Genomic DNA, 21,281 nt, shown 5'->3' on the forward strand with positions numbered 1-21,281 from the left:
CCATTTTGGAGGGACCATGCCGTTCTGGGTTCTCATCTTCTTGATCGCGCTGCTGATCGCGATTTTCCTGGGTTACACGATGCTGCGCGGTCGTCGCGGCACCGGCCCGACAGCTGCTTATGATCTGCGGGTCTATCGTGAACAGCTAGCAGGCGTTGACAAAGACTTGGCGCGCGGCGTGATCGCGAAAGCTGATGCTGAACGTGTACGCACGGAAATCTCGCGCCGTATCCTGGCTGCAGACGCGCAGATGCGCAATGAAGACAAAGGCACCGGGCCATCACGCTTGGTTACCATAATTGCGTTCCTCGCCATGGCCGCCGTTCTGGTTGGTGGCGGGTTGGCGATGTATCGCCAGTTGGGTGCTGCCGGTTTCCCTGACATGCCCCTTTCAGTTCGTCTGGAAATGGCAGAAGACCTGCGCGAAAATCGACCCAGCCAGGCTGAGGCCGAGGGCATTGCCACACCGCTCCAGACGCCTCCGCTGGACGAAAGCTATGCAACTTTGCTGAACCGGCTGCGCGAAACTGTGGCCGAACGCCCCGATGATCTGCAAGGCCATACCCTGCTGGCACAGCATGAAACCAACGCGGGGAACTTCAAAGCAGGGTATGAGGCACAAACCCGTGTGATCGAACTGTCGGGTGACAACGCGTCGGCTCAGGCCTATTCGGATCAGGCAGAGATGATGATTTTGGCCGCTGGCGGCTACGTCTCACCGGAAGCGGAAGCCGCCTTGCGACAGGCGCTTGAGCGCAATCAGCGCTTGGGTCCTGCCCGGTATTATTGGGGGCAGATGCTGGCACAGACCGGGCGGCCTGATATGGCTTATCGCGTTTGGGTCGAAACTCTGAATGACGCCCCCGCCGGCGCGCCATGGGCGAATGCCATCCGGTCACAGATCGATGAATTGGCATTCCGCGCAGGCGTGTTTAACACACCCGACTTTTCTGCTGCATCCGGCCCCAGCCAGGACGATGTAAATGCTGCCGCCGAGATGTCGCCAGAGGAACGACAAGAAATGATCCGCGGCATGGTCGATGGCCTTTCGGACCGCCTTGCGACCGAGGGCGGGACACCCGAGGAGTGGGCTCGCCTGATTGCCGCCTTGGGCGTGCTGGGCGAAGGCCAACGCGCCATCAAAATCAGGAACGAAGCCAAGGAAGTATTTGCGGGTAACGCCGAAGCGTTGGAGATGATCGACGCTGCCGCGCTGCAGGCCGGAATCGCTCAATGATCCACGACGCGTTCGAAGACTTCGCAGCATCCCTGCCCCCAATGTCAGCCCTGATGGGGCTGGATCTGGGAGAAAAGACCATCGGCGTTTCCGTCTCGGACCGGATGCGCGGCGTGGCCACCCCGCTTGAGACGGTACGACGCAAGAAATTCACACTGGATTCCGCGCGTTTGATCGAGATTGTGACCGAGCGTGAGATCGGCGGCATTATCCTCGGACTGCCGCGCAACATGGATGGCAGCGAAGGGCCGCGCTGCCAGTCAACCCGCGCCTTCGCACGAAACATGACCCGTTTGACCGATCTGCCCATCGGTTTCTGGGACGAACGACTAAGCACCGTTGCGGCAGAAAAAGCACTGCTTGAGGCGGATACGACACGAAAACGTCGCGGACAGGTTATTGATCACGTCGCAGCAGGCTATATTCTGCAAGGCGCGCTGGACAGACTGCGCTTTCTTTGACGGATCGGAAAACGCCCATGACGAATATGGTTTGGAAACGGGACGAGGTCGAAAGCCCTTGCATCCAAATCTGCGTCGTTCACCCGACCGAACGTATCTGCACCGGCTGCTACCGCACCATTGACGAGATCACGCGCTGGTCAAAGATGGACAGCACCGAACGGGCCGAAATCATGCAGGATCTGCCGGAACGCAAACCCCGTCTGGCAAAGCGCCGTGGTGGCCGTGCCGCCCGGCTGCAAGGGTCCTGATCCGCAAGCCTAGTATTTTGGTCTCCGCGTAGGCTTAAGATCACTCAGAGATTCGTGATCCCGCAATTCAGAACCGAACAGTTTAACCAGCTCGTTCTGGGTTGTCGTCTTGGCAGGTCGCGGGCGCAACTCAACTTCCAACTCGTGGCTTTCAACCTGTTCGGGAGTGTCCTTCGAAAGAATGCGTTTTAGTACTGAGCGAAAAATCATTGCTCTTCCAATATGTAATAAACGACGCGCCACTGCGGGACCGTTCCGAACACCGAGGGGGGAAGAGTCCGGAAGCTGTGTTTGAGTGAGTGGTGGCCCACAGCGACGCGAAACAGCTTGTTGCCTCTCCCTCTAAATCCGGGACAGGTAAGGACTTTTTAAGTTATTTGACCAACCAGTCAATAATAGCGCTAACTTAAAGTTGCATTCCGTAACGTCAACGCAAAAAAGAACAATGCCTATGATTACAAGGCATTGTTTCTGAACCGTTTTTAGAGCATTTAGCCAGTCGCAAGCCAGGTTATTGCATTCTCGTATTCCTCCGCCGGGAAATACTGGGTCCGCGTTCCCAGAACATGGCTGGCCATGCGTTGCGCCATTTTTTGCCATGTCTTGTCACCGACAATCGCTGCACGATCCAGCATCCCAATATGACCAGCCGCCAGTCTGAAATGGGCTGCCATTGCAGTCAGACCCTGCCAACCATCGAACTCGCGCAGATCGATCAACAGGCGAAACCCGTCACGTTCGCGCAACAGCGCATCAAGATCGGTTTGAGCCTGACCGTATTCCTGTGAATCCAGTTTGCCCATCAGGCGGATCTGCACGCAAGGTCCGCCCAGATCCGTCACGTGGATCGCCCCGAGAGATTCGCGCATCCAGCGACGCGCTTCCTCCACCTCATCCATTCCAAAAACGTGCACCGGGCAAGGCAGGATCGGGGCAGCCAGGCGGACGCTTGTTTGCACCCATCCCTGGTCCGCCACAACGCCAATCCGGTCGAATCCGCGCCAATGGCTGAGCCCCAACTTGGTATCGGACCATGCGGCACCCAGATCATATCCCTTGAACTCGGACCCAACGATCGCCAGCAGACGTATGGCGTCGTGCTCTTCCAATGCGGCCTCAATAGCGGGAACAAGCGTGCTCGCGTAATCTGCGCTAGTGACCTCGCCCGAAAGCTCGACCTCAATAAGGGCACCATCTGCATTCGTGTGAACCGTAATCATCGAACCAACTCTCCAAAGCCAAACAATGGCAGGAGGTTACGGGGATTCGAGCCATTGCGCTACACCACCAGGCAACTGAGGGCGGAAATAGGCGATCATCCGTCCATCCGGTCCAGCGCTGGCATTCGGACCCCATGGTGCAACACCATGCAGACAGTGGCGGTGCAACAGATAGGCTTCGCCCGGGCGCGCCGGTAGCTCGAGGCGCGGACAGGTCTCGAACACTTCGCGACGCGCAGCCTGATAGACATCTGTGATATCGGCCTCGCTCAATTCATGCCGCGGCACCTTCTTCATCGCGGCCCGAAAAGCATCGCCGAGGATTTTGTGGCTTCCCTCCCACAGCACCATTGGTGCTGCGTCCACACTAGCCTCGGTAAGTGGGATACCCAATATCCAGGCATGAGGTTCATCCACCCGCCGTCGTCGATCAGGGCCAGCTGGCTTGAGCCCGTCCACATGCGCCGCATCTCGCCGCGCACGATACCGCGCCGCAGCCTCGCTTTCGCCACGCCGGGGTTGAGGGTAGCCCGGATATATTACCGACACCTGCCCTTTGTGCAGATCAATCGATCCAAACTGCTGGTGTGCCAGTTCGATGGCCGCGCCCGCCAGTGCAGGCGAACCCGCGACCCTGCCCTGCGCATCATTGTCCAGTGCATCAACGCCAATGAACCACGTGCCATCGCAATCGTGCCAAGCTGCATGAGCCGGATCGCTGACGGACGCACGCGCAGTGGGAAGAGCGTGCGCCACCCAATCCGCCAACGCTCCATCATAAGGAAACTTTACCCAACCTAGCTCGTAAAACGACGCTACCACCCCAACGCCTTTCTCAGCATATTCAGAGCAACCAGGGTAAGGAATACCGCGAAGACCCGCCTGAGCGGCTTCGGATCCATCGCATGCGCCAGCTTAACGCCCCACGGGGCGGTGATCATAGTCATCGCAACGACGATACCGAAAGCCACCAGATTGACCGCGCCAATGGTCAGCGGCGGGCGATGCTCCGGAGCGATGTTGAGAAACAAAAAACCAAGCACCGACGGTACAGCGATGATCACGCCAAAGCCCGCTGCGGTCGCAACCGCCCGGTGGATCGGAGTGTTATAAAGGCTCATCAATGGAACGCCGAAACTGCCCCCGCCAATTCCCATCAGTACCGACAGAAACCCTACCGAAGGGGAAAGCGCGGCGCGGCGCAATCCTTTGGGCATCGCATCCCCCAACCGCCACTCGGATTTACCCAATCCAAGATAGATGCCGATAACCATACCAAGCATGCCGAACAGCGCCTGCAAAAACTCTGTCCTCAGAGCTGAAGCCACCAGAACACCGATCACCGCACCCACCGCTATGCCTGGCCCCCAGCCGCGCAGGATGCCCCAATCCACCGCGCCTTTCTTGTTATGGCTAAGAACCGATCGGATCGACGTTACAATGATCGTCGCCAGCGAAGTTGCGAGGCATAGCTGCATCAGCTGAGGCCCGCCATATCCAAGTGTCTGAAACGCATAGAAAAACGCGGGCACCAGAACGATTCCACCGCCAACGCCCAAAAGTCCAGCCAACACCCCGGCCAAAGCGCCGATCACAAGCAAAAGGCCCAGCATCTGGGCCAGCAACATCGTCTCGGGCATCATTCCCCCATAGCGGCTCGAAGCCGTCTTAGCCTACCTGTTCCACCTGCGATAGCGCAGCAACAGAGTCCAGAGCCTGCAGGATCACTTCTGGGCCGGCATTCTCGCGCACAGCACCTTCGGAGAGCATCCGCCGCCATCCCCGCGCACCGGGACGCCCCGCGAACAGGCCCAGCATATGCCGCGTGATCTGGTGCAATCGACCACCGTCGACAAGATGCGCCTCGACATAGGGCAGCATATTTTGCACCACTTCAATGGGATCCGCGACGCTGCCCGTTCCAAAGATCAACGGGTCCGCAGCCGCCAAAATATCTGTCGGTTGGTGATAGGCGGCACGACCGATCATGACACCATCAAGCCCATCCTCCAGATGCTGTTGCGCCTGAGCAAGCGACGTAATGCCACCATTGATCGAGATGTGCATGTCCGAAAAATCAGCCTTCATCCGGTGCACAAGACCATAGTCCAACGGTGGAATATCCCTGTTTTCTTTGGGGCTTAACCCCTGCAACCAAGCTTTGCGCGCATGGATCGTCACCCGCTGACAACCGGCCTTGCGAATCTGGTCGAGGAAAGCAGGTAGCACTTCTGAAGGTTCCTGTTCGTCAACACCGATACGGCATTTCACCGTGACTTCGAGCTTCACCGCCTCGCGCATCGCCGCAACGCATTCCGCGACCTTTTCTGGTGCGCGCATCAATACCGCACCGAATGTCCCTGATTGCACACGGTCAGACGGACACCCACAATTCAAGTTGATCTCGTCATATCCGGCTTCCGCGCCCAGCTTGGCCGCCTGCGCCAATTCCTGCGGGTCAGAACCCCCTAGCTGCAACGCAACCGGGTGCTCCTGAGGATTAAAGTCCAGCAGATGCAGTGCGCCGCCGCGCACCAAAGCAGGCGCTGTGACCATTTCAGTATAAAGCAAGGTCTCAGAACTCAGCAAACGATGCAGAAACCGGCAATTCTTGTCGGTCCAATCCATCATCGGTGCAACAGACAGTCTCGCACTTCTACGGATGTCTACAGGTTTCTTATCCGGCATATCTTGCTCATGTCATCGGAACGCAGCTTTCGCCAAGTACCGGGTATACAGAAAGACCTGCAACCGGCAAACCGTTCTTGGGTTTTGGGAGATGGTACCGCCTCCCTGGCTTGAACAGGGGACCTCTGGATCCACAATCCAGCGCTCTAACCAACTGAGCTAAGGCGGCACTTGTGAGGGGCGATTTAGCGAAGACGTACGGGGATTGCAAGGGAATTAAAGCTGAATTCGCCAGCTTTGTTCGACCAGATCGACACCGAAGGAATGCACCGGCTTGCTGTCGACAAGCTCCCACCCAAACGCACGATACAGCCCGCAAGCGGCGGCGTGACTCTCATGGGTCCACAGCACCATCTGGCGATATCCTGCGTCGCGGGCGAAACCCATGCAGGCGGTCAGTAGCCGCTTGCCCAGCCCCTGTCCACGAGCCTCGGGCAGCAGCAGAAACAACCGCAGCTTGGCGGTTTGATCATCCAGCCTGACACAGAAAATACTACCCAAACGATCCCCGTCGCACTCGGCGATCCAGCCTTGTTCGCAAGTTGGATCATGATCCGCGATGAATCCCGTCAGAATGCGGGCAACCAGCGGGCCGAAACTGTCATCAAACCCCTCGTCGCGGGAATAGAGCACGTCATGCTGTTCTACCAGCCACGGCGCATCCTCGGCGCGGAAAGGTCTGAGCGTTGCCGTCTCCATGCCCTATCTGAACCCATAGTCGGCTTGATTCTCAACCCATCGCGCGTTAGCACCAAAGCGCATTTCCCGGAGGCGAACATGAGCATCAATACCGAACGCGATATCGAAGCGAACCTGCAGATCGGCCCCACCGATCATGGTATGGTGCGGCTGTTCATTGAAGGTGCCGGTATTGAGATTCCTATGGATTTCGACCCCGAAGAGGCCGAAGAAATCGCCGAGGAAATCCGCGCCGCAGCCCAAGCCGCGCGCGCCATCAAAAGCTAAACCCTGGGGTCGCGCAAAGCCTGCAACCGACGTGCAGAATCCATCGCGAATTTCTGAACCATCTTTTTGCGCCGCGCCGGGGCTAGCTTGCTTTCTGGCCCCATACGGATGATTTCGGCATCATAGGCATCAGCGATGATCAAGCCTGTTTCCGCAGGCAGAAGCTCGGTCGGGAAATCCGTATCAACCGCCCAAAAGAATCGGTCACACCAGTCAAGATAGCCCTGCCATTTGGAATCCGACTGATAATCGGCGCGGCTGGATTTACACTCGACCACCCATATCTCACCCTTGGGGCCCAGCCCCATCACATCGACACGCAACCCTCGGGTGGGGACAAATTCTTCAATCGAAACATAGCCGTGGGTCAACAAGTGACGCGAAACACCACGGGCCAGCTTCTGTCCAGGCTGCATAGTTAGTGTCATTCCGAGAATGTGAACAATTCATGAACAAAAATCAAGCAGCTTGACATAGTACCATTTGGTATCGCAATAATATGAAACCAAATGGTATCCAATAAGAGGTGCCCGATGAATACACAGACCCAAAACGCATTTCGCGCTCTGGCGGACCCGACCCGCCGCGACATCGTTCAGATGCTGGCAGCGCAGGATATGACGATCGCTCAACTAACCGAACGTTTCGACATGACTCGCGCGGCCGTCAAAAAGCATCTGACCGTTTTGTCCGACGGAGGATTGATCACCGTCGAAGCTCGTGGACGCGAACGCATCAATCGCCTTGAACCCAAAGGAATGGCTCCGGTTCTGGACTGGCTCAGCTACTTCGACCGGTTCTGGGATGGTCGCCTCGCAAATCTGAAGAAAGCTATCGAAGGGAATAAGAAATGACAGACGCAGTTTTGCAGAAAACAATCTTTCTCCGCGCTACACCAGAAATCGTTTGGGACTATTTGACTGATCCCGACCGGCTGGCCGAGTGGTTTCACAAACCCGAACGTCCCCTTGCTGCTGGACAAAAGCTTGAGATGTTCGGGACGACCAGTGGCGACCTTCTGATTTGGGGTGAAGTGCGTGAAGCGAGACGTCCAGAGTATCTTGAATATACATTCACCATTAAACCGATGGGCGGCGCCGAAAGTGTGGTCAAGTGGACGCTGGAACCCGTCGCCGGCGGTACACGCCTTGGACTGCTGCACGAGGGCTTACCTCAAGGGGCTGACGCCTTTGGCCTGATCCTTTCGCTGGATGACGGATGGGATGAACATTTCGGCAAGATGCGCACCGCATTGCACGAAACTGTTGATGCTTAACCCCTTGTGCGAACCTGCTTCAGGCCCTACTTAGGCCCGTGGCGGGTTCTGCCCTTCTTGTGACAGGTAGCATTCTGGTGGCCTTAAGCAATTCCGAGGGGGCTGGCTCTGTTCAGGTCCTGGCCTGATTACCTGGCGCCCACCTGTACATACAGGTCCTCGGGAATCAAACCGCACGGTTGACTGGTGGTCCCGCCACATATTTACCTAATAAATCAGCGCCCTGCGCGCACTTCCTGTTTGATCGGCGCAGGCTTCAAACCATGAGCAATCGGTGTTCCACCACGTGGTTTGTTCGGCTTCTCAGCCATGCTCATGATCGCATAGGCGAACTGCACACCCGCAAAGACGATCCCGTTCATGAACCAGATCATGGCCAACGCGATCAGACCAATTTCCGAACTGGTGATCAGATGCCGTAGATTGGCCACGTTGAGCGCCAGCAGCACCCCGACAAAGACGGCCGAGATCACAAAGCCCCAGACGACTTGCGTAATGTAGAGACGGACCAGTTTGGGCATGGCGAACCTCCTTGCGCTATGATGGTGAGTCTAGCGCATGCAGGGTCGCGGTAAAGGCGTCAGAACGCCTCGGGCTGGGCTTCGCGCGCCATGTGATCCAACACAGCGTTCACGAATTTGGGCTCTTTGCCTTCCGGGAAGAACGCACGTGCGACATCGACGAATTCGGTGATCACGACCTTTGGCGGCGTGTCGCTCTGGGTCAACTCAGCCCCGGCCGCGCGAAACACAGCGCGCAGGGTCGGATCGATGCGCGCAATGGGCCATTTGGCGACCAATGCACGATCGGTCATCTGGTCGATGGTGGCCTGATAGTTCACGGCGTCATCCACCAACTTACGGAAGACACTAATATCGCCATCCAGCATCTCATCCCCCTCGTAGACCGCGCCAAACCGATGATCCAGAAACTCATTCACAACCTGTTCAGTCGTCTGGCCCGACTGCTCCATCTGGAACAGCGCCTGCACGGCATAAAGCCGGGCGGCGGATTTCATAAGGCGTTTCTGGTTGGCCGGTTTCGGCGCGTCTGTCTGGGTCATGCTGTCGTGGGTCCGTTGCTGTCGCCCGCCACAAGGATGGACTCGGACGGTGGCTTGAAGCCCACGCCCTTTTTGGAAGAGCCCCACTTACGGCTGAGCGCGATCAGATGCAAGGCCGCAGCCGCCGCTCCACCGCCTTTATTCATCTTTTCGGGGTTTGCACGTACCTCGGCCTGTTCGTCGTTTTCGACAGTCAGGATGCCATTGCCGATCAGCAGGCCCTGCAGGCCCATCAACTGGATTGCACGGCTAGAGTCGTTGCAGACGGTTTCATAATGCGTCGTCTCGCCCCGAATGACACAGCCCAACGCGACATAGCCGTCGTAGTTGCACTGACGGTCGGCCATGGCGATTGTGGTCGGGATTTCCAGCGCACCGGGCACTTCGACCACGTCGCAGGTGCCGCCTGCGGCCTCGATCTCGGCCTTGGCACCAGCGACCATGTTGTCGGCGATGGCACGGTAGAACGGAGCCACCACCAGCAGCAGTTTCACCGGCTTGTCGAAGCTGGGAGTCGGCAGAATGCCATGTTTGTCTTTTTCAGCCATTATCAGTCTTCCTTGAGGATCGAGCGGGTGCCGACGATTGACAGTCCAAACGCGTCGAGCCCCAGATACACGGTTTCAGGCGAGTCTGTCAGCAACACCAGTTCCTGAATACCCATCTTGGACAGGATCTGCGCACCCAGACCGGTTTGCTTGATCGTGCGCGGGCCTTCGTCGTCTGCGGCATACAGCGAATTTCGCGGCTGACGGAAAAGGCAAACGACGCCGCGCCCCTCTTCGGCGATCTTTTCCATCGCGCGGGGCAGCTCTCGTGACGATTTCGGGCCGAGACCCAGAATATCGGGCGCTTCATGCAGGGCGTGGGTCCGGGTCAGGACCGGCTCGGGCGTTGTGATGTCGCCCTTGATCATGACAACGTGTTCGATACCGTGGGTCTGGTCGGTGAAAATCCGCATCTCCCATTCGCCACCGTATTCGGAATTCACTGTCTCGCGCGAAGTTTCAACCACCAGATTGTCGTTACGCGAGCGATAGGCGATCAGATCACTGATCGTGCCGATCTTCATGTCATGCTCTTTGGCGAAGGCGACCAGATCAGGCAGGCGCGCCATTGTGCCATCGGGCTTCATGATCTCGCAGATCACGCCCGAGGGGTTCAGCCCGGCCAGACGCGAGATATCAACGGCGGCCTCGGTGTGCCCCGCCCGCACCAGTACCCCGCCCCTTTTTGCGCGCAGCGGGAAGATATGGCCAGGTGTCGCGATATGCGCCATTGTGTTCTGCTCATTGATTGCCGTCGCCACAGTCAGCGCGCGATCAGCGGCCGATATTCCCGTCGAAACTCCCTCGCGGGCTTCTATCGACACGGTGAAGGCTGTCTCATGACGCGACGAGTTGTTCACCGCCATCATCGGCAGGCCCAGACTGTCGATCCGTTCCGCTGTCATCGGCAGGCAGATCAACCCGCGCCCATGGGTCGCCATGAAATTGATCGCCTCTGCGTCAGCGAACTCAGCCGCGATCACCAAATCACCCTCATTCTCGCGGTCCTCATGATCCACAAGAATGTACATCCGGCCTTTACGGGCCTCTTCGATGATCTCTTCAATCGGACTGATCGCCTCGCGCAATTGGGCCTCTACCGGTCCGGGGGTTTCAAAACTCATAGGGCAGCCTTTCGCACAACGGGTTTGAATGGCGGGATAGACCAGAGTGGACGCAAAGACCAGCCTGTAAGCACTGCGAGATAGATTGATATGCCCAGCGCTATAGGGCCAGCGATGAAATCTGGTGCCAACTCAGTTTACCAATCCTATGCGCCAGTTTTGACTTAGGCCTTTTCTGAGCATTGTTGCCAATAGTTGAACCTTTAGGCCAGTTGCGTGAACTTTGTCCACAAATTGCCCCAATTGGGCCCTTGGATCGCCTGATATCCTGGGCACCAGTCATTGTATAATGTCCTAGCTAGACGAGAATTTGAGCCCAGTGTCTAAGACCGCTGATCTGCCCGCTGCAAATTTCGTGCGTGTAAGCGCCCTTCGGCGAAACAGGCTGCTGCTATCACTCATTGCACTGCAGATGGTCTATGCCATTGCCGTTAGCATCTATGTAGGACGGTCATATTGGGATTTTTCGACCTCTTCCCTGATTGTCATCTCAGTTCGTCTGCTTGGTTTCATGTTCGCAAATTTCGTACTTTGGCGACTTGGCGTTGCCATGTTCGTCGTGCGACCCAAAAAGCCAATTCAATGGATGTTGCAAGATCTGCGATCCAAGATGGCAGATGTTGAAAAAGCGACCGATGCGGTTATCTGCTTTCTCAGCATCGTCGCACTTATCCTGACCTATACCTTCCTGAAGAACGAAATACATGCTGTGAACCCGACGCTCTGGGATGAGCAATTTGTGCAATGGGACCGGTTTCTGCACGGCGGCGTCGATCCGTGGACCTTGCTATGGCCCATTTTGGGATCCCCGATCGTAACCACAGCGGTGAATGGCGCCTATCACATCTGGTTTCCCATGATTTACATCGCGGTTTGCGTCGCCTGTCTGGACCGCAGTGACCCGAACCGCAGCACCGTTTTTCTGGTAGCGTTTGCACTGTGCTGGTTTGTAGGCGGCAATGTGATTGCAACCATCTTTGCCTCGGTTGGTCCCGTTTACTACGAACCCTTCAATCTTGGCTCTGACTTCGTTCCGCAGATGGAGCTGTTACGCAAATCACACGAAATCAGCCCGGTCTGGGCGCTGAATGTGCATGAAATGCTGTTGGATGGTTATCGGAATAATGGGCTAGCAGGCGGAGTCTCGGCGATGCCCAGCATGCATGTTGCCTCTACCGTGCTTCTGGCGTTCTACGGCTTCACCTATTCGCGCTGGCTCGGCTGGGCGCTGTCGGTGTTTGCCTTCATCATCTTATTAGGCTCGGTTCACCTCGCCTGGCACTACGCCATCGACGGGTATGTCTCAATCCTGCTGGCTTCATGCTTCTGGTGGCTGTCCAAGAGGCTGACGGCCAAATTTGGACCTTCCACCTGAAGGTCAGGACATCTCGGCCAGTCGCGCGACGTATCGGGCCAGAGTATCGATCTCAAGGTTCACGCGATCACCAACCGAGACGTCACCCCATGTGGTGACCTCTTTGGTGTGGGGAATGAAGTTGATACCAAAGTCACACCCGTCCACATCATTAACCGTCAGCGATGTGCCGTTCAGCGCGACGGACCCTTTCGGAGCGATAAACCGGGCCAGATTGGCCGGCGCCCGCAATGTCACCCGCGTGCTGTCACCCTCGTCTATCACAGAGACCACCTCTGCCACGCCATCCACGTGGCCCGAGACGATGTGCCCTCCCAATTCATCCCCGACTTTCAAGGCACGTTCTAGATTGACGCGCTTGCCCACCTGCCAACTGTCCAGATTGGTTTTCGAAACCGTCTCAGCGCTGATCTGCACATCATACCAATCATCGCCCAACGCGATGACGGTTAGGCAGACGCCATCACTTGCGATTGAAGCGCCAATATCAATGCCCGCCGTTTCATAACTTGTCTTGATCCGTGCCCGCAGGTCGCCCTGCTGGTCCAGTTCGGTAACGGTGCCAATATCGGTGACAATCCCTGTGAACATATCATTAACCCTCTGAACCTAGCTTCAATAGCCGAGGTAAAGGCACGCAGCTCTACCGGCAAGCCCTGCCTTGCCGTGAAAACGACAAAGAGGCATAATTTTATACAAACGCACCACAAGGCCACTAGACGAGCAGATTGCATGGCACCCTTGACCACTTGCCCCGACCAGCGTGTGTTCCTGTTTCTACAGGGACCGCATGGTCCGTTCTTTAACGCGCTTGGTCGGATGCTGCGGGCTGCGGGTGCTCAGGTCTGGCGAGTCGGCTTCAACGCGGGCGATCAGGCTTTCTGGGGCGACAAATCCAGTTACATTCCATATCGCGGCGCGCCAGATGATTGGCCGGAGACCTTAAGCGAATTGCTCACCCACTATGATGTGACCGATATCGTGCTCTATGGCGACACCCGGCCCGTGCATGCACGAGCAGTTGAGATTGCCAAAGCACACGGGATCACGGTTCATGTGTTTGAAGAAGGCTACCTGCGCCCTTGGTGGGTGACCTATGAACGAAACGGGTCGAACGGAAACTCACGCCTGATGGAACTGGATGTGGCGCAGATGCAGACGGCGCTGGAACAGTCCGAAGGGCATGCATCCCCACCGCCTTCCCATTGGGGGGATATGCGCCAGCACATCTTTTACGGTGCGCTCTATCACTGGTTTGTGCTGTTTCTGAACCGCAGATATCAGAAATTCCGACCACATCGAGAGCTGCCGGTTTCGAAAGAGTTTCGTTTGTACTTCAAACGTCTGAGTCTGATGCCCATTCACAGGCTACAGCGGGGTTGGGCCACAGCACAGGTCAGGTGGAGCGGTTTTCCGTACCATCTTGTGTTGCTTCAATTGGGCCATGACAGTTCGGTGCAATACCACTCGGATTTTTCCGGTATGTCCGAGTTTCTCGAACAAGTGATCGCCGGATTCGCCAAAGGCGCCCCTGCGCATCACCACCTTGTCATCAAGGAACATCCGCTTGAGAACCACCGTGAGCCGCTGCGGCTGTGGGCGCGCCAGCTTGCAGCACAGCACGGCATCACAAACCGAATTCACTATGTGCCCGGTGGTAAGCTGGCCAGGTTGCTAGACGATGCAAAATCCGCCGTGACGGTGAATTCCACGGCAGGCCAGCAGGTTCTGTGGCGTGGCATTCCTTTGCGGATTTTTGGGCAGTCGGTTTATGACAAGCCCGAATTCGTATCTCGGCAATCGATTGAGGCATTCTTTGCCCAGCCAGATGCCCCGGGCGGCAAGGCCTATCGGGCCTATCGCCAATTTCTTCTGGAAACCTGCCAAGTCCCCGGGGGGTTCTATTCTCACCAAGGGCGTCGTCAATTGCTGCGGCGGGCGGCTGACATGATGCTATCGGCTCAGGACCCCTATCAAGGGTTACTCTCCGATAAAGAGGCCACAACGCCACAGTTGCGCGTTGTTGAATGATCGCGGGCAACCTGCTGCTGGATGTTTCGAAGCGATGCGGGTAACCTTCCCAAAACAAAGACGATTGAGGTAAATCGGCAGTGCAGCGCTTTCCTACCCGATGGATCCGGGGGGTTTCCCTTGTGGCGACCCTTGGCCTGCTGGCAGCATGCCAGCTTCCCAAATCCGGACCGAACAAAAACGAAATTCTAGCCGGGTCAGTCGAAAACGGGGGTAACGCCTTTGTAGTTGAGGTCGACGACCGTGTTGCGCGGGCCACATCGGTGATTCCGCAATACGGGTTTTCGAAGTCTTTCCGCAGCGCGCAAAGCGTCGCATCCGATACCGTACGCCCCGGCGATATTCTGAGTCTCAGCATCTGGGAAAATGTCGAGGATGGGTTGCTAAGTTCCGCAGCCGGTGGCGCAACCGTTCTGGATCAGGTGCAGGTCGACAGCGAAGGTTACATATTTGTCCCTTATGCCGGTCGGCTGCGTGCAGCGGGCAATACGCCTGAGCAGCTCCGCACGTTGATTTCCTCGAAGCTGGAAGAACAGACTCCGGATCCGCAAGTCCAGGTGTCGCGTACTCCGGGTGATGGGTCGACCGTTTCTCTGACCGGAACTATCGGCGCGCCGGGAATCTATCCGATTGAGCGACCGACTGGCTCGTTGTCGACCATGCTCGCGCAAGCAGGCGGGGTGGCAGTTGCATCCGATATCGCATTGGTCACTGTGATCAGGGGCAAGCAAAGAGGAACCATCTGGTACGACGATCTGTTCCGCAACCCGGAAACCGATATCGCCCTGCGCGGCGGCGATCGCATTCTGGTCGAACAGGACAGCCGCTCATACATCGCGCTGGGCTCGACCGGTGGACAGTCCCGCGTGGCCTTTGAAAGTCAGGACTTATCTGCCCTTGAGGCGCTGGCACAGGTCGGAGGCCTACAGCCGCTATCTTCAGACCCGACCGGTATTTTTGTTCTGCGTGAGGAACGGCAGGATGTGGCGCGCAATGTCATGGGACGTCCCGAGCTACAGGGTGATCAGCGCATGATCTATTTGCTGAACCTGACCGCGCCCAATGGCCTGTTCATCGCCCGCGATTTCGTGATCCGAGACGATGACACGATATACGTCACCGAGGCCCCATATGCACAGTGGAGCAAATCTGTCTCGCTGATTGCTGGAGGTCTGACGCCATTTGCGAATGTGGCGACGCTTACGGGTAACTGATGAATGCTCTCTGAATCGGAGAACACGGCCGGGGGCGAACGCTCCCGGCTTTTTGTTTACAACGGTGGGTTCCTGTCACAGTCGCGGCTGCGTCGTATATTGTCTCTGGCCGGGTATGACATCCGGCTTGGTCTGCCACAGCCAGACGATCTGGTCGGGGTCTGGGGCAACAGCCCGACAGCCCATCGAGGCATGGGTATCGCGCAGAAACGCGATGTGCCCGTCCTGAGGGTCGAAGACGCGTTCCTGCGGTCTCTGCACCCTGGACGAAGCGGTGAGGCACCCATGGGTCTGTTGTTGGATCGATCGGGTCTGCATTTTGATCCGAGTGTGCCTTCGGATCTGGAAACTCTGTTAGCCACGCATCCGCTGGATGACACCGCCCTGCTGGATCGCGCGCGAGGCGCAATCGCGCGCATCCGAGAGCTGCATCTGAGCAAATACTCGGCCTTTGACCTTGATCTGACGCCTCCCGATCCTGGCTACGTTCTAGTGATCGACCAGACGCAGGGAGATGCTGCCGTCACCGCAAGCAACGGCGACTATGCACGGTTCCGCGAGATGCTGGTAATCGCGCAAGAGGAAAACCCCGGCGCACGCATCCTCATCAAAAGCCACCCCGAAACCACGGCAGGCCACCGCAAGGGATACTTTTCCGATCAGGATCTGAGTGACAGAATATCGATCCTCGACAGCCCCATAAGTCCATGGTCGCTGCTTGAAGGGGCCATCGGGGTTTACACGCTGTCCTCGCAGATGGGATTTGAGGCGATATTGGCCGGGCACAAACCACGCGTGTTCGGGCAACCATTCTACGCTGGGTGGGGGCTAACGCAGGATGATGCCCCCCTGCTCCGTCGCCAACGGAATCTTACACGGGCGCAGCTTTTTGCAGCTGCGATGATCTTGTATCCGCGTTGGTATGATCCCTACCATGATCGCCTGTGCGAATTGGAATGCGTGCTCGATACGCTTGAGGCGCAAACCCGAGCTTGGCGGCAGGACCACAAAGGCTGGACCGCCTCCGGGATGCGGGTATGGAAACGCCGCCACCTGCAACGCATTTTCGGCCAGCACCATAAGGTGCGTTTCGTGGCCGAGCAGCCAGAGAACACCAAACAACCCCATATGGTCTGGGCCAGCCGAGCCGGTGAGACGCTGAATGCAACCCGGATTGAGGATGGCTTTTTACGATCCCGCGGGTTGGGCGCGGAGCTGGTTCCACCGCTGTCGCTGGTGACCGATGATATCGGCATCTACTACGATCCAACGCATCCCAGCCGCCTGGAGGAATGGATCACCACGCGCGAAACCTTGCGCCCTGATCAGAGGCTCCGCGCCGAGCGGCTGACAGCCCGGCTGCTGACCGAGGGCCTAAGCAAGTACAACATCGGCCACCCCGCCCCGGACCTACCGAAGGGGCGTCGCGTTCTAGTGCCAGGTCAGGTTGAAGATGACGCCTCGATCCGGCTGGGAACAAGCAATATCCGCACCAATCTCGATCTGCTGCGCGCGGCGCGCGAGGCCAATCCCGACGCTGTGTTGATCTATAAACCTCATCCGGATGTCGAAGCTGGTCTGCGCGACGGCAAAATCGAAACTGATCTGGCCGATGTCATTGTAGAAGGCACCGATCCTGCCACCCTGCTTGGACAGGTGGATGAAGTCTGGACTATGACCTCTCTGCTGGGGTTCGAGGCTTTGCTGCGCGGCGTCCGGGTCACCACACTCGGCGCACCGTTCTACGCCGGTTGGGGGCTGACAACGGATCTGGGGGCAGTGCCTGCGCGACGTGGCGCGCGGCCTTCGTTGATGGGATTGGTGCACGCAACCCTGATCGACTACCCGCGCTATTTCGACCCACAGACGGGGCAGGCCTGCCCTGTAGAAATCGCGGTTGAACGGCTTGCGCAAGGTACGCCATCCCCTACCGGACCCGTAAATCGCATCTTGTCCAAATTTCAGGGCGCACTGGCGACGCATGCGCATTGGTGGCGCTGAAGGCTAGTGCGTCACGCGCGCCCAGCGATGTAGGATATCGCCGCCAACGACCTGTGTTTCGATCAGATCAAATCGGGGGGCAGTATCCAGAGTATCAAGCCTCAGTGCGCCGATCGCGGACAGACCTTCGGCCCCGATGGTCAGCCCCGCTGTAAAACCGACCAACTCATCGACCAGATCGCCCTTTAGCAAAGATGCGGCCAATGCTGATCCGCCTTCGCAAAAGACACGCGTCAATCCGGCCTGCCCAAGCTGCTGCAACAGATCAGCCGCATCCACGTGATGACCATCCAGCGCACAAGGAATCAGACGGGCACCCAACCCCTCCCACGCACGCGCACGCTCGGGGTCTGGATGGGGGCCGTGACAGAGCCAGACAGGGATATCGGACGCGGTTCGCGCAAGTTGCCCCATCAAGGGCAAATCCAGATGTCGCGAGACCACCACGCGCACCGGCTGATGCTGCACGCCCAGATCACGAACCGTCAGCGACGGGTCATCGGCGCGCGCTGTCCCTGCCCCAACCATCACCGCATCGTGGCGCGCACGCATCGCATGCACCGCGCGGCGAGCATTTGGACCTGTGATCCACTGACTGTGCCCGGTTTCCGTTGCAATCCGTCCATCAAAGCTACTGGCCAGTTTCAAAGTCACAAACGGGCGGCCCTGCTCGGTTTTCAGGAAAAACCCTGCGTGGTCGCGTACTGCCTGTTCCGCCAGAACGCCGGTGGTGACCTCAATCCCGGCCTCGCGCAACATGGCAAACCCTTGCCCAGCGACCCGAGGATCGCTGTCTTCGATCGCTGAAACCACACGGGCAACACCGGCCTCAATCAATGCCTCGGCACAGGGCGGCGTCTTTCCGTAGTGTGAACAGGGTTCAAGCGAGACATAGGCGGTGGCACCTCGCGCGGCCTTACCCGCCTGCGTCAGAGCCATAGGTTCTGCATGCGGACGACCCCCGGGCTGCGTCCAGCCGCGACCAACGATGCGTTCATCGCGCACGACGACACACCCGACGGACGGATTCGGCCAGCAGGTGCCTTGGCCGCGCCGCCCCAATGACAGGGCCAGCGCCATATATCGCTTATCTGTATCGCTCACTCATCCGTCGAAGGTTGCGGCGGGCGCAACTCGTGGACAAACTCCTCGAAATCATCGGCCGCCTGGAAATTCTTGTACACACTCGCAAAGCGAACATATGCGACCGTATCAATCCGGGCCAGCGCTTCCATTACAATTTCACCGATTTTATTCGAAGGGATATCGGTTTCCCCCATGCTTTCAAGACGGCGCACGATACCGGAGATCATCTGATCAATCCGATCGGGATCAATGGGCCGCTTCTGCATCGAAATACGGATCGAGCGTTCCAGCTTGTCGCGGTCGAAGTCTTCGCGCTTACCGTTGGTTTTGATGACGACCAGATCACGCAGTTGCACGCGTTCATAGGTGGTGAACCGTCCGCCGCAGGCCGGGCAGAACCGCCGTCTACGGATCGCGACGTGATCCTCTGCCGGGCGTGAATCTTTGACCTGAGTATCGATATTTCCGCAAAACGGGCAGCGCATCCGCCGTCTCCTCGTCCCTAGCTGGCCACTTTTTGTAAGCGCTGCGGCTTACTTATCCACAACTATAGGACAGCCTCTAGGGTTTGGGTAGTCGGAATTTTCCACCCCAATATAAAGCGTCACCCAAAATGCGCAGCGACCTTTCTTTCATGCGGCGCGTTGCGGTGTTCAAACAGATATATCCCTTGCCATGTGCCCAGCGCAGGCACCCCACCTGATACTGGTATCGACAGCGAAACAGGCATCATCGCGGCCTTGATATGGGCGGGCATGTCGTCCGGCCCCTCATAGGTGTGGCGCAGATAAGCCATCGACGGATGATCCGATTGCGGCACCAGCCGTTCAAAGAATGCGCGCAGATCAGTCTGCACCTCGGGGTCGGCGTTTTCCTGAATAAGCAGCGAACAAGAAGTGTGGCGCACAAAGAGCGTCAGCAAACCGTCCGAAACCGGCCTCAGCCAACTGCGCAAAGGGGCGGTAATCTCATAGAGCCCCACGCCCTGTGTCTGAATCGAGAATTCTGTCTGCATCGCAGGTCAATTGATAAACGGACGGACGCCGCACCGTGCATTTGCGCCCTGTACCGACATGCTGTCACCCGGCTGGAACCCGGCTGTGACCGAAAAGCTGCCTTTCTGCGGGACATTGGCGGGTTGTTTCAGTGTGAACTGTACCGCCGTCCGGCGTCCCGTTGTCACGCTGGGGCCGTAGCCGCGCAGAACGTAGATTTGTTGCTGCCACCCAGCACCCAATTTCCGGCGGGCAAAATCAGCAGCGGCGCACCAATATCCATCAGTATCCTGACGTGTCCTTGGAATGACCTCAAAGTCTGTGCCGCTCATCGGTTCCGTTCGATAACCGTTCGGCGCTGCATCGACAACGCCCGCAGAGCTGGTCATAAGCAGTGCTGCAAATGCGCAAAGTATTGTCTGTTTCATCGTGTCCATCTTCCTGTTTCCATGTGAAATATAGACTAGTGCGTCGCCATCGTCAGCAAAGCGAACTAACGATCATGTCAGCTTGACCCACGTGGTTCGTGAACAGGCTCTAACCATCCCTGATAGCGGATCAGGTGTCCCAATCCCGGTGCTGTCGCCGAAATGTCAAAGCGAAATCGCGATTGTGTATCCTCGGCCTCGGTCGATCCGGAACGTGGTAAAAGAAACCCCGGGCACGGAATGCCAAACAAAGCGAGGCGGCGGATCTCAATGGTCAGCCCCTTATCGGTTCGCACTGGCTGCAGCCATATCGTCAGCCCGCCGATCTGTTCCCGAACCCAGCCACGAAGCGGATCAAAACTGATCTGCGAGCGCGTTTTGTGGCCTGCGAAATCTCGATCCCATTGCCAATATGCGCCAGGCTTTCGGATCGTGAGGGTAACCGGCAGATCTTCGCCCGCAGGTGGAAATCGCCTGATGCGAAGTGCCAGAGCGACCAAAACGCCTCCGCCACGCTGAATGATGCATCGACCAGAGTAGCGACCTTCCCCGCTGTGCAAATCCCTGACCAATCCAGGCACAGCTTCATCTATACCCAGCGCCTGCAGGAATGGATCACGATCAGAATCCATCTTGGGCAAACCGCGATCTGAGAGAAGGATCAGGAACTAGGCACTCATCCCGCCGCCCAAATAGCGCATATCTGTTACGGGCAATCATCCGGTACAGCGGGTTCTTCAGAAACCTCGGCAGGTATCGACACAAGGACAATACCCGCCACGGACCATATAATGCACGCATCGCAGCGGCAAATGCGTCGAGATTTTGGTGCACCTTTCCTTTGACGATCACCAAATTGGTTTCAAATTCGTCTGTCGGCAGGTTCAGGAGAGTATAAAGCTGCTGCCCAAGCGGTGACTGCGCAGTTGCAAATAGAAATTTCTGATCTCGATCATGGCGCAACATGAAGTGAAAAAACCCTGAACACAGCACGCATTCACCGTCGAAGACGATCAAATCTGTATCGATGGAAAGATAATCAGCCACGAGAGATCAAGAAATAACAAAAGGTTCCCCGTGATGCTGTCACGTCGAATGCGCCGCAGCAATGCGACATGACTGACCAGAAGAATGAGAGGGGCGTGCCGGGGAACCCGTTGAAACGGCTTGGTGGACCGCTCGCTCAGGCTCTGACCTTTTCCCCAAAAGGCGCTGACCCGACAACACCGGTCATGTAGCTATTGGCCAAGGCTACGGACATGGCCATTTCTGCCATATCTTTGTGAGTTGCGGTCAATTCCTGGGTATCAGCACCGA

27 protein-coding genes and 1 tRNA gene are annotated in these 21,281 nt (G+C 57.4%); 10 read left to right on the forward strand and 18 right to left on the reverse strand.

Features of this window, described 5'->3' with window-relative positions:
* The first annotated feature begins 16 nt into the window (after positions 1–16).
* Genes ccmI through ACR0KC_RS04770 form a run of 3 tightly spaced genes read left to right on the forward strand, consistent with a single transcriptional unit; the run spans position 17 to position 1,949 of the window.
* Complete coding sequence (gene ccmI, locus ACR0KC_RS04760) at positions 17–1,237, forward strand: c-type cytochrome biogenesis protein CcmI (protein WP_170466350.1); 1,221 nt, start codon at positions 17–19, stop codon at positions 1,235–1,237.
* Positions 1,234–1,698: a Holliday junction resolvase RuvX gene (gene ruvX, locus ACR0KC_RS04765; protein ID WP_170403288.1), complete on the forward strand. Its 465-nt coding sequence runs from the start codon at positions 1,234–1,236 to the stop codon at positions 1,696–1,698. The genes ccmI and ruvX overlap by 4 nt, the downstream gene beginning before the upstream one ends.
* Before the next feature lie 17 nt (positions 1,699–1,715).
* Positions 1,716–1,949 carry a DUF1289 domain-containing protein gene (locus ACR0KC_RS04770; RefSeq protein ID WP_170396339.1) on the forward strand — a complete coding sequence of 78 codons (234 nt, stop codon included), beginning with the start codon at positions 1,716–1,718 and terminating at the stop codon, positions 1,947–1,949.
* 491 nt (positions 1,950–2,440) lie between these two features.
* On the opposite strand, the gene ACR0KC_RS04775 is transcribed toward ACR0KC_RS04770, so the two are convergent.
* From ACR0KC_RS04775 to ACR0KC_RS04800, 6 genes are all read right to left on the reverse strand, one after another.
* Positions 2,441–3,169, reverse strand: coding sequence for a SpoIIAA family protein (locus ACR0KC_RS04775; protein ID WP_170466341.1), 729 nt, complete (start codon positions 3,167–3,169; stop codon positions 2,441–2,443).
* 36 nt (positions 3,170–3,205) lie between these two features.
* Positions 3,206–3,991, reverse strand: a complete 786-nt coding sequence (locus ACR0KC_RS04780) for a hypothetical protein (RefSeq protein ID WP_170612435.1) — start codon at positions 3,989–3,991, stop codon at positions 3,206–3,208.
* Complete coding sequence (locus ACR0KC_RS04785) at positions 3,985–4,809, reverse strand: sulfite exporter TauE/SafE family protein (RefSeq protein ID WP_170511906.1); 825 nt, start codon at positions 4,807–4,809, stop codon at positions 3,985–3,987. Before ACR0KC_RS04785 ends, ACR0KC_RS04780 begins: the two co-directional genes overlap by 7 nt.
* Before the next feature lie 28 nt (positions 4,810–4,837).
* A complete protein-coding gene (gene dusA / locus ACR0KC_RS04790; protein WP_480752740.1) occupies positions 4,838–5,857 on the reverse strand; it encodes a tRNA dihydrouridine(20/20a) synthase DusA in 1,020 nt (339 codons plus the stop codon).
* 92 nt (positions 5,858–5,949) lie between these two features.
* Positions 5,950–6,026: transfer RNA gene (locus ACR0KC_RS04795), tRNA-His, on the reverse strand.
* Between the two features lie 47 nt (positions 6,027–6,073).
* Positions 6,074–6,556: an N-acetyltransferase family protein gene (locus ACR0KC_RS04800; protein ID WP_480570329.1), complete on the reverse strand. Its 483-nt coding sequence runs from the start codon at positions 6,554–6,556 to the stop codon at positions 6,074–6,076.
* Between the two features lie 78 nt (positions 6,557–6,634).
* Between ACR0KC_RS04800 and ACR0KC_RS04805 the strand changes: the two genes are divergently transcribed.
* Positions 6,635–6,823, forward strand: a complete 189-nt coding sequence (locus ACR0KC_RS04805; RefSeq protein ID WP_170396325.1) for a DUF6324 family protein — start codon at positions 6,635–6,637, stop codon at positions 6,821–6,823.
* Here the strand turns inward: ACR0KC_RS04805 and ACR0KC_RS04810 are convergent.
* Positions 6,820–7,251 (reverse strand): MmcB family DNA repair protein, encoded by a 432-nt coding sequence (locus ACR0KC_RS04810; RefSeq protein ID WP_480752738.1) that lies wholly within the window; start codon positions 7,249–7,251, stop codon positions 6,820–6,822. The genes ACR0KC_RS04805 and ACR0KC_RS04810 overlap by 4 nt on opposite strands.
* 105 nt (positions 7,252–7,356) lie before the next feature.
* Between ACR0KC_RS04810 and ACR0KC_RS04815 the strand changes: the two genes are divergently transcribed.
* Together ACR0KC_RS04815 and ACR0KC_RS04820 are read left to right on the forward strand one after the other, a co-directional pair.
* Complete coding sequence (locus tag ACR0KC_RS04815; RefSeq protein ID WP_480771545.1) at positions 7,357–7,677, forward strand: ArsR/SmtB family transcription factor; 321 nt, start codon at positions 7,357–7,359, stop codon at positions 7,675–7,677.
* Positions 7,674–8,099, forward strand: a complete 426-nt coding sequence (locus ACR0KC_RS04820; RefSeq protein ID WP_170396319.1) for an SRPBCC family protein — start codon at positions 7,674–7,676, stop codon at positions 8,097–8,099. The genes ACR0KC_RS04815 and ACR0KC_RS04820 overlap by 4 nt, the downstream gene beginning before the upstream one ends.
* A gap of 215 nt (positions 8,100–8,314) precedes the next feature.
* Here the strand turns inward: ACR0KC_RS04820 and ACR0KC_RS04825 are convergent, their stop codons facing one another.
* Genes ACR0KC_RS04825 through ribB form a run of 4 tightly spaced genes read right to left on the reverse strand, consistent with a single transcriptional unit; the run spans position 8,315 to position 10,834 of the window.
* Positions 8,315–8,620 carry a hypothetical protein gene (locus tag ACR0KC_RS04825; RefSeq protein ID WP_480771546.1) on the reverse strand — a complete coding sequence of 102 codons (306 nt, stop codon included), beginning with the start codon at positions 8,618–8,620 and terminating at the stop codon, positions 8,315–8,317.
* Positions 8,621–8,679: 59 nt separating this feature from the next.
* Positions 8,680–9,162, reverse strand: a complete 483-nt coding sequence (gene nusB / locus ACR0KC_RS04830; protein WP_170396315.1) for a transcription antitermination factor NusB — start codon at positions 9,160–9,162, stop codon at positions 8,680–8,682.
* Positions 9,159–9,710, reverse strand: coding sequence for a 6,7-dimethyl-8-ribityllumazine synthase (locus ACR0KC_RS04835; RefSeq protein WP_170396313.1), 552 nt, complete (start codon positions 9,708–9,710; stop codon positions 9,159–9,161). The genes nusB and ACR0KC_RS04835 overlap by 4 nt, the downstream gene beginning before the upstream one ends.
* Before the next feature lie 2 nt (positions 9,711–9,712).
* The gene (ribB, locus tag ACR0KC_RS04840) at positions 9,713–10,834 is read right to left on the reverse strand and encodes a 3,4-dihydroxy-2-butanone-4-phosphate synthase (protein WP_170800266.1); all 1,122 of its coding nucleotides are present in this window, start codon (positions 10,832–10,834) and stop codon (positions 9,713–9,715) included.
* 319 nt (positions 10,835–11,153) lie between these two features.
* Here ribB and ACR0KC_RS04845 point away from each other — a divergent pair, with 319 nt between their 5' ends.
* On the forward strand, positions 11,154–12,209 hold the full coding sequence (locus ACR0KC_RS04845; RefSeq protein WP_480771547.1) for a phosphatase PAP2 family protein: 1,056 nt from the start codon (positions 11,154–11,156) through the stop codon (positions 12,207–12,209).
* A gap of 3 nt (positions 12,210–12,212) precedes the next feature.
* Here the strand turns inward: ACR0KC_RS04845 and ACR0KC_RS04850 are convergent, their stop codons facing one another.
* Positions 12,213–12,800: a riboflavin synthase gene (locus tag ACR0KC_RS04850; RefSeq protein ID WP_170396310.1), complete on the reverse strand. Its 588-nt coding sequence runs from the start codon at positions 12,798–12,800 to the stop codon at positions 12,213–12,215.
* A gap of 141 nt (positions 12,801–12,941) precedes the next feature.
* Between ACR0KC_RS04850 and ACR0KC_RS04855 the strand changes: the two genes are divergently transcribed.
* The 3 genes from ACR0KC_RS04855 to ACR0KC_RS04865 all read left to right on the forward strand — a co-directional run bounded on the left by ACR0KC_RS04855 (position 12,942) and on the right by ACR0KC_RS04865 (position 17,455).
* Entirely contained in the window at positions 12,942–14,240 is a 1,299-nt protein-coding gene (locus ACR0KC_RS04855; RefSeq protein WP_480771548.1) for a capsule biosynthesis protein, read from the forward strand.
* A gap of 80 nt (positions 14,241–14,320) precedes the next feature.
* Complete coding sequence (locus tag ACR0KC_RS04860; protein ID WP_170396306.1) at positions 14,321–15,454, forward strand: polysaccharide biosynthesis/export family protein; 1,134 nt, start codon at positions 14,321–14,323, stop codon at positions 15,452–15,454.
* Positions 15,455–15,457: 3 nt separating this feature from the next.
* A complete protein-coding gene (locus ACR0KC_RS04865) occupies positions 15,458–17,455 on the forward strand; it encodes a capsular polysaccharide biosynthesis protein (RefSeq protein WP_480771549.1) in 1,998 nt (665 codons plus the stop codon).
* Between the two features lie 3 nt (positions 17,456–17,458).
* On the opposite strand, the gene ribD is transcribed toward ACR0KC_RS04865, so the two are convergent.
* The 6 genes from ribD to ACR0KC_RS04895 all read right to left on the reverse strand — a co-directional run bounded on the left by ribD (position 17,459) and on the right by ACR0KC_RS04895 (position 21,011).
* Complete coding sequence (ribD, locus tag ACR0KC_RS04870; RefSeq protein ID WP_480771550.1) at positions 17,459–18,559, reverse strand: bifunctional diaminohydroxyphosphoribosylaminopyrimidine deaminase/5-amino-6-(5-phosphoribosylamino)uracil reductase RibD; 1,101 nt, start codon at positions 18,557–18,559, stop codon at positions 17,459–17,461.
* On the reverse strand, positions 18,556–19,026 hold the full coding sequence (nrdR, locus tag ACR0KC_RS04875; protein ID WP_039534475.1) for a transcriptional regulator NrdR: 471 nt from the start codon (positions 19,024–19,026) through the stop codon (positions 18,556–18,558). Before nrdR ends, ribD begins: the two co-directional genes overlap by 4 nt.
* A gap of 119 nt (positions 19,027–19,145) precedes the next feature.
* On the reverse strand, positions 19,146–19,556 hold the full coding sequence (locus tag ACR0KC_RS04880; protein WP_170466332.1) for a secondary thiamine-phosphate synthase enzyme YjbQ: 411 nt from the start codon (positions 19,554–19,556) through the stop codon (positions 19,146–19,148).
* 6 nt (positions 19,557–19,562) lie between these two features.
* Positions 19,563–19,964 (reverse strand): hypothetical protein, encoded by a 402-nt coding sequence (locus ACR0KC_RS04885; RefSeq protein WP_255612048.1) that lies wholly within the window; start codon positions 19,962–19,964, stop codon positions 19,563–19,565.
* Positions 19,965–20,041: 77 nt separating this feature from the next.
* A complete protein-coding gene (locus tag ACR0KC_RS04890; protein WP_223117855.1) occupies positions 20,042–20,596 on the reverse strand; it encodes a DUF4166 domain-containing protein in 555 nt (184 codons plus the stop codon).
* Complete coding sequence (locus tag ACR0KC_RS04895; RefSeq protein WP_223117854.1) at positions 20,586–21,011, reverse strand: thiol-disulfide oxidoreductase DCC family protein; 426 nt, start codon at positions 21,009–21,011, stop codon at positions 20,586–20,588. Before ACR0KC_RS04895 ends, ACR0KC_RS04890 begins: the two co-directional genes overlap by 11 nt.
* Between the last annotated feature and the right edge of the window lie 270 nt (positions 21,012–21,281).

Source organism: Ruegeria sp. CF3 (genome assembly GCF_056537365.1).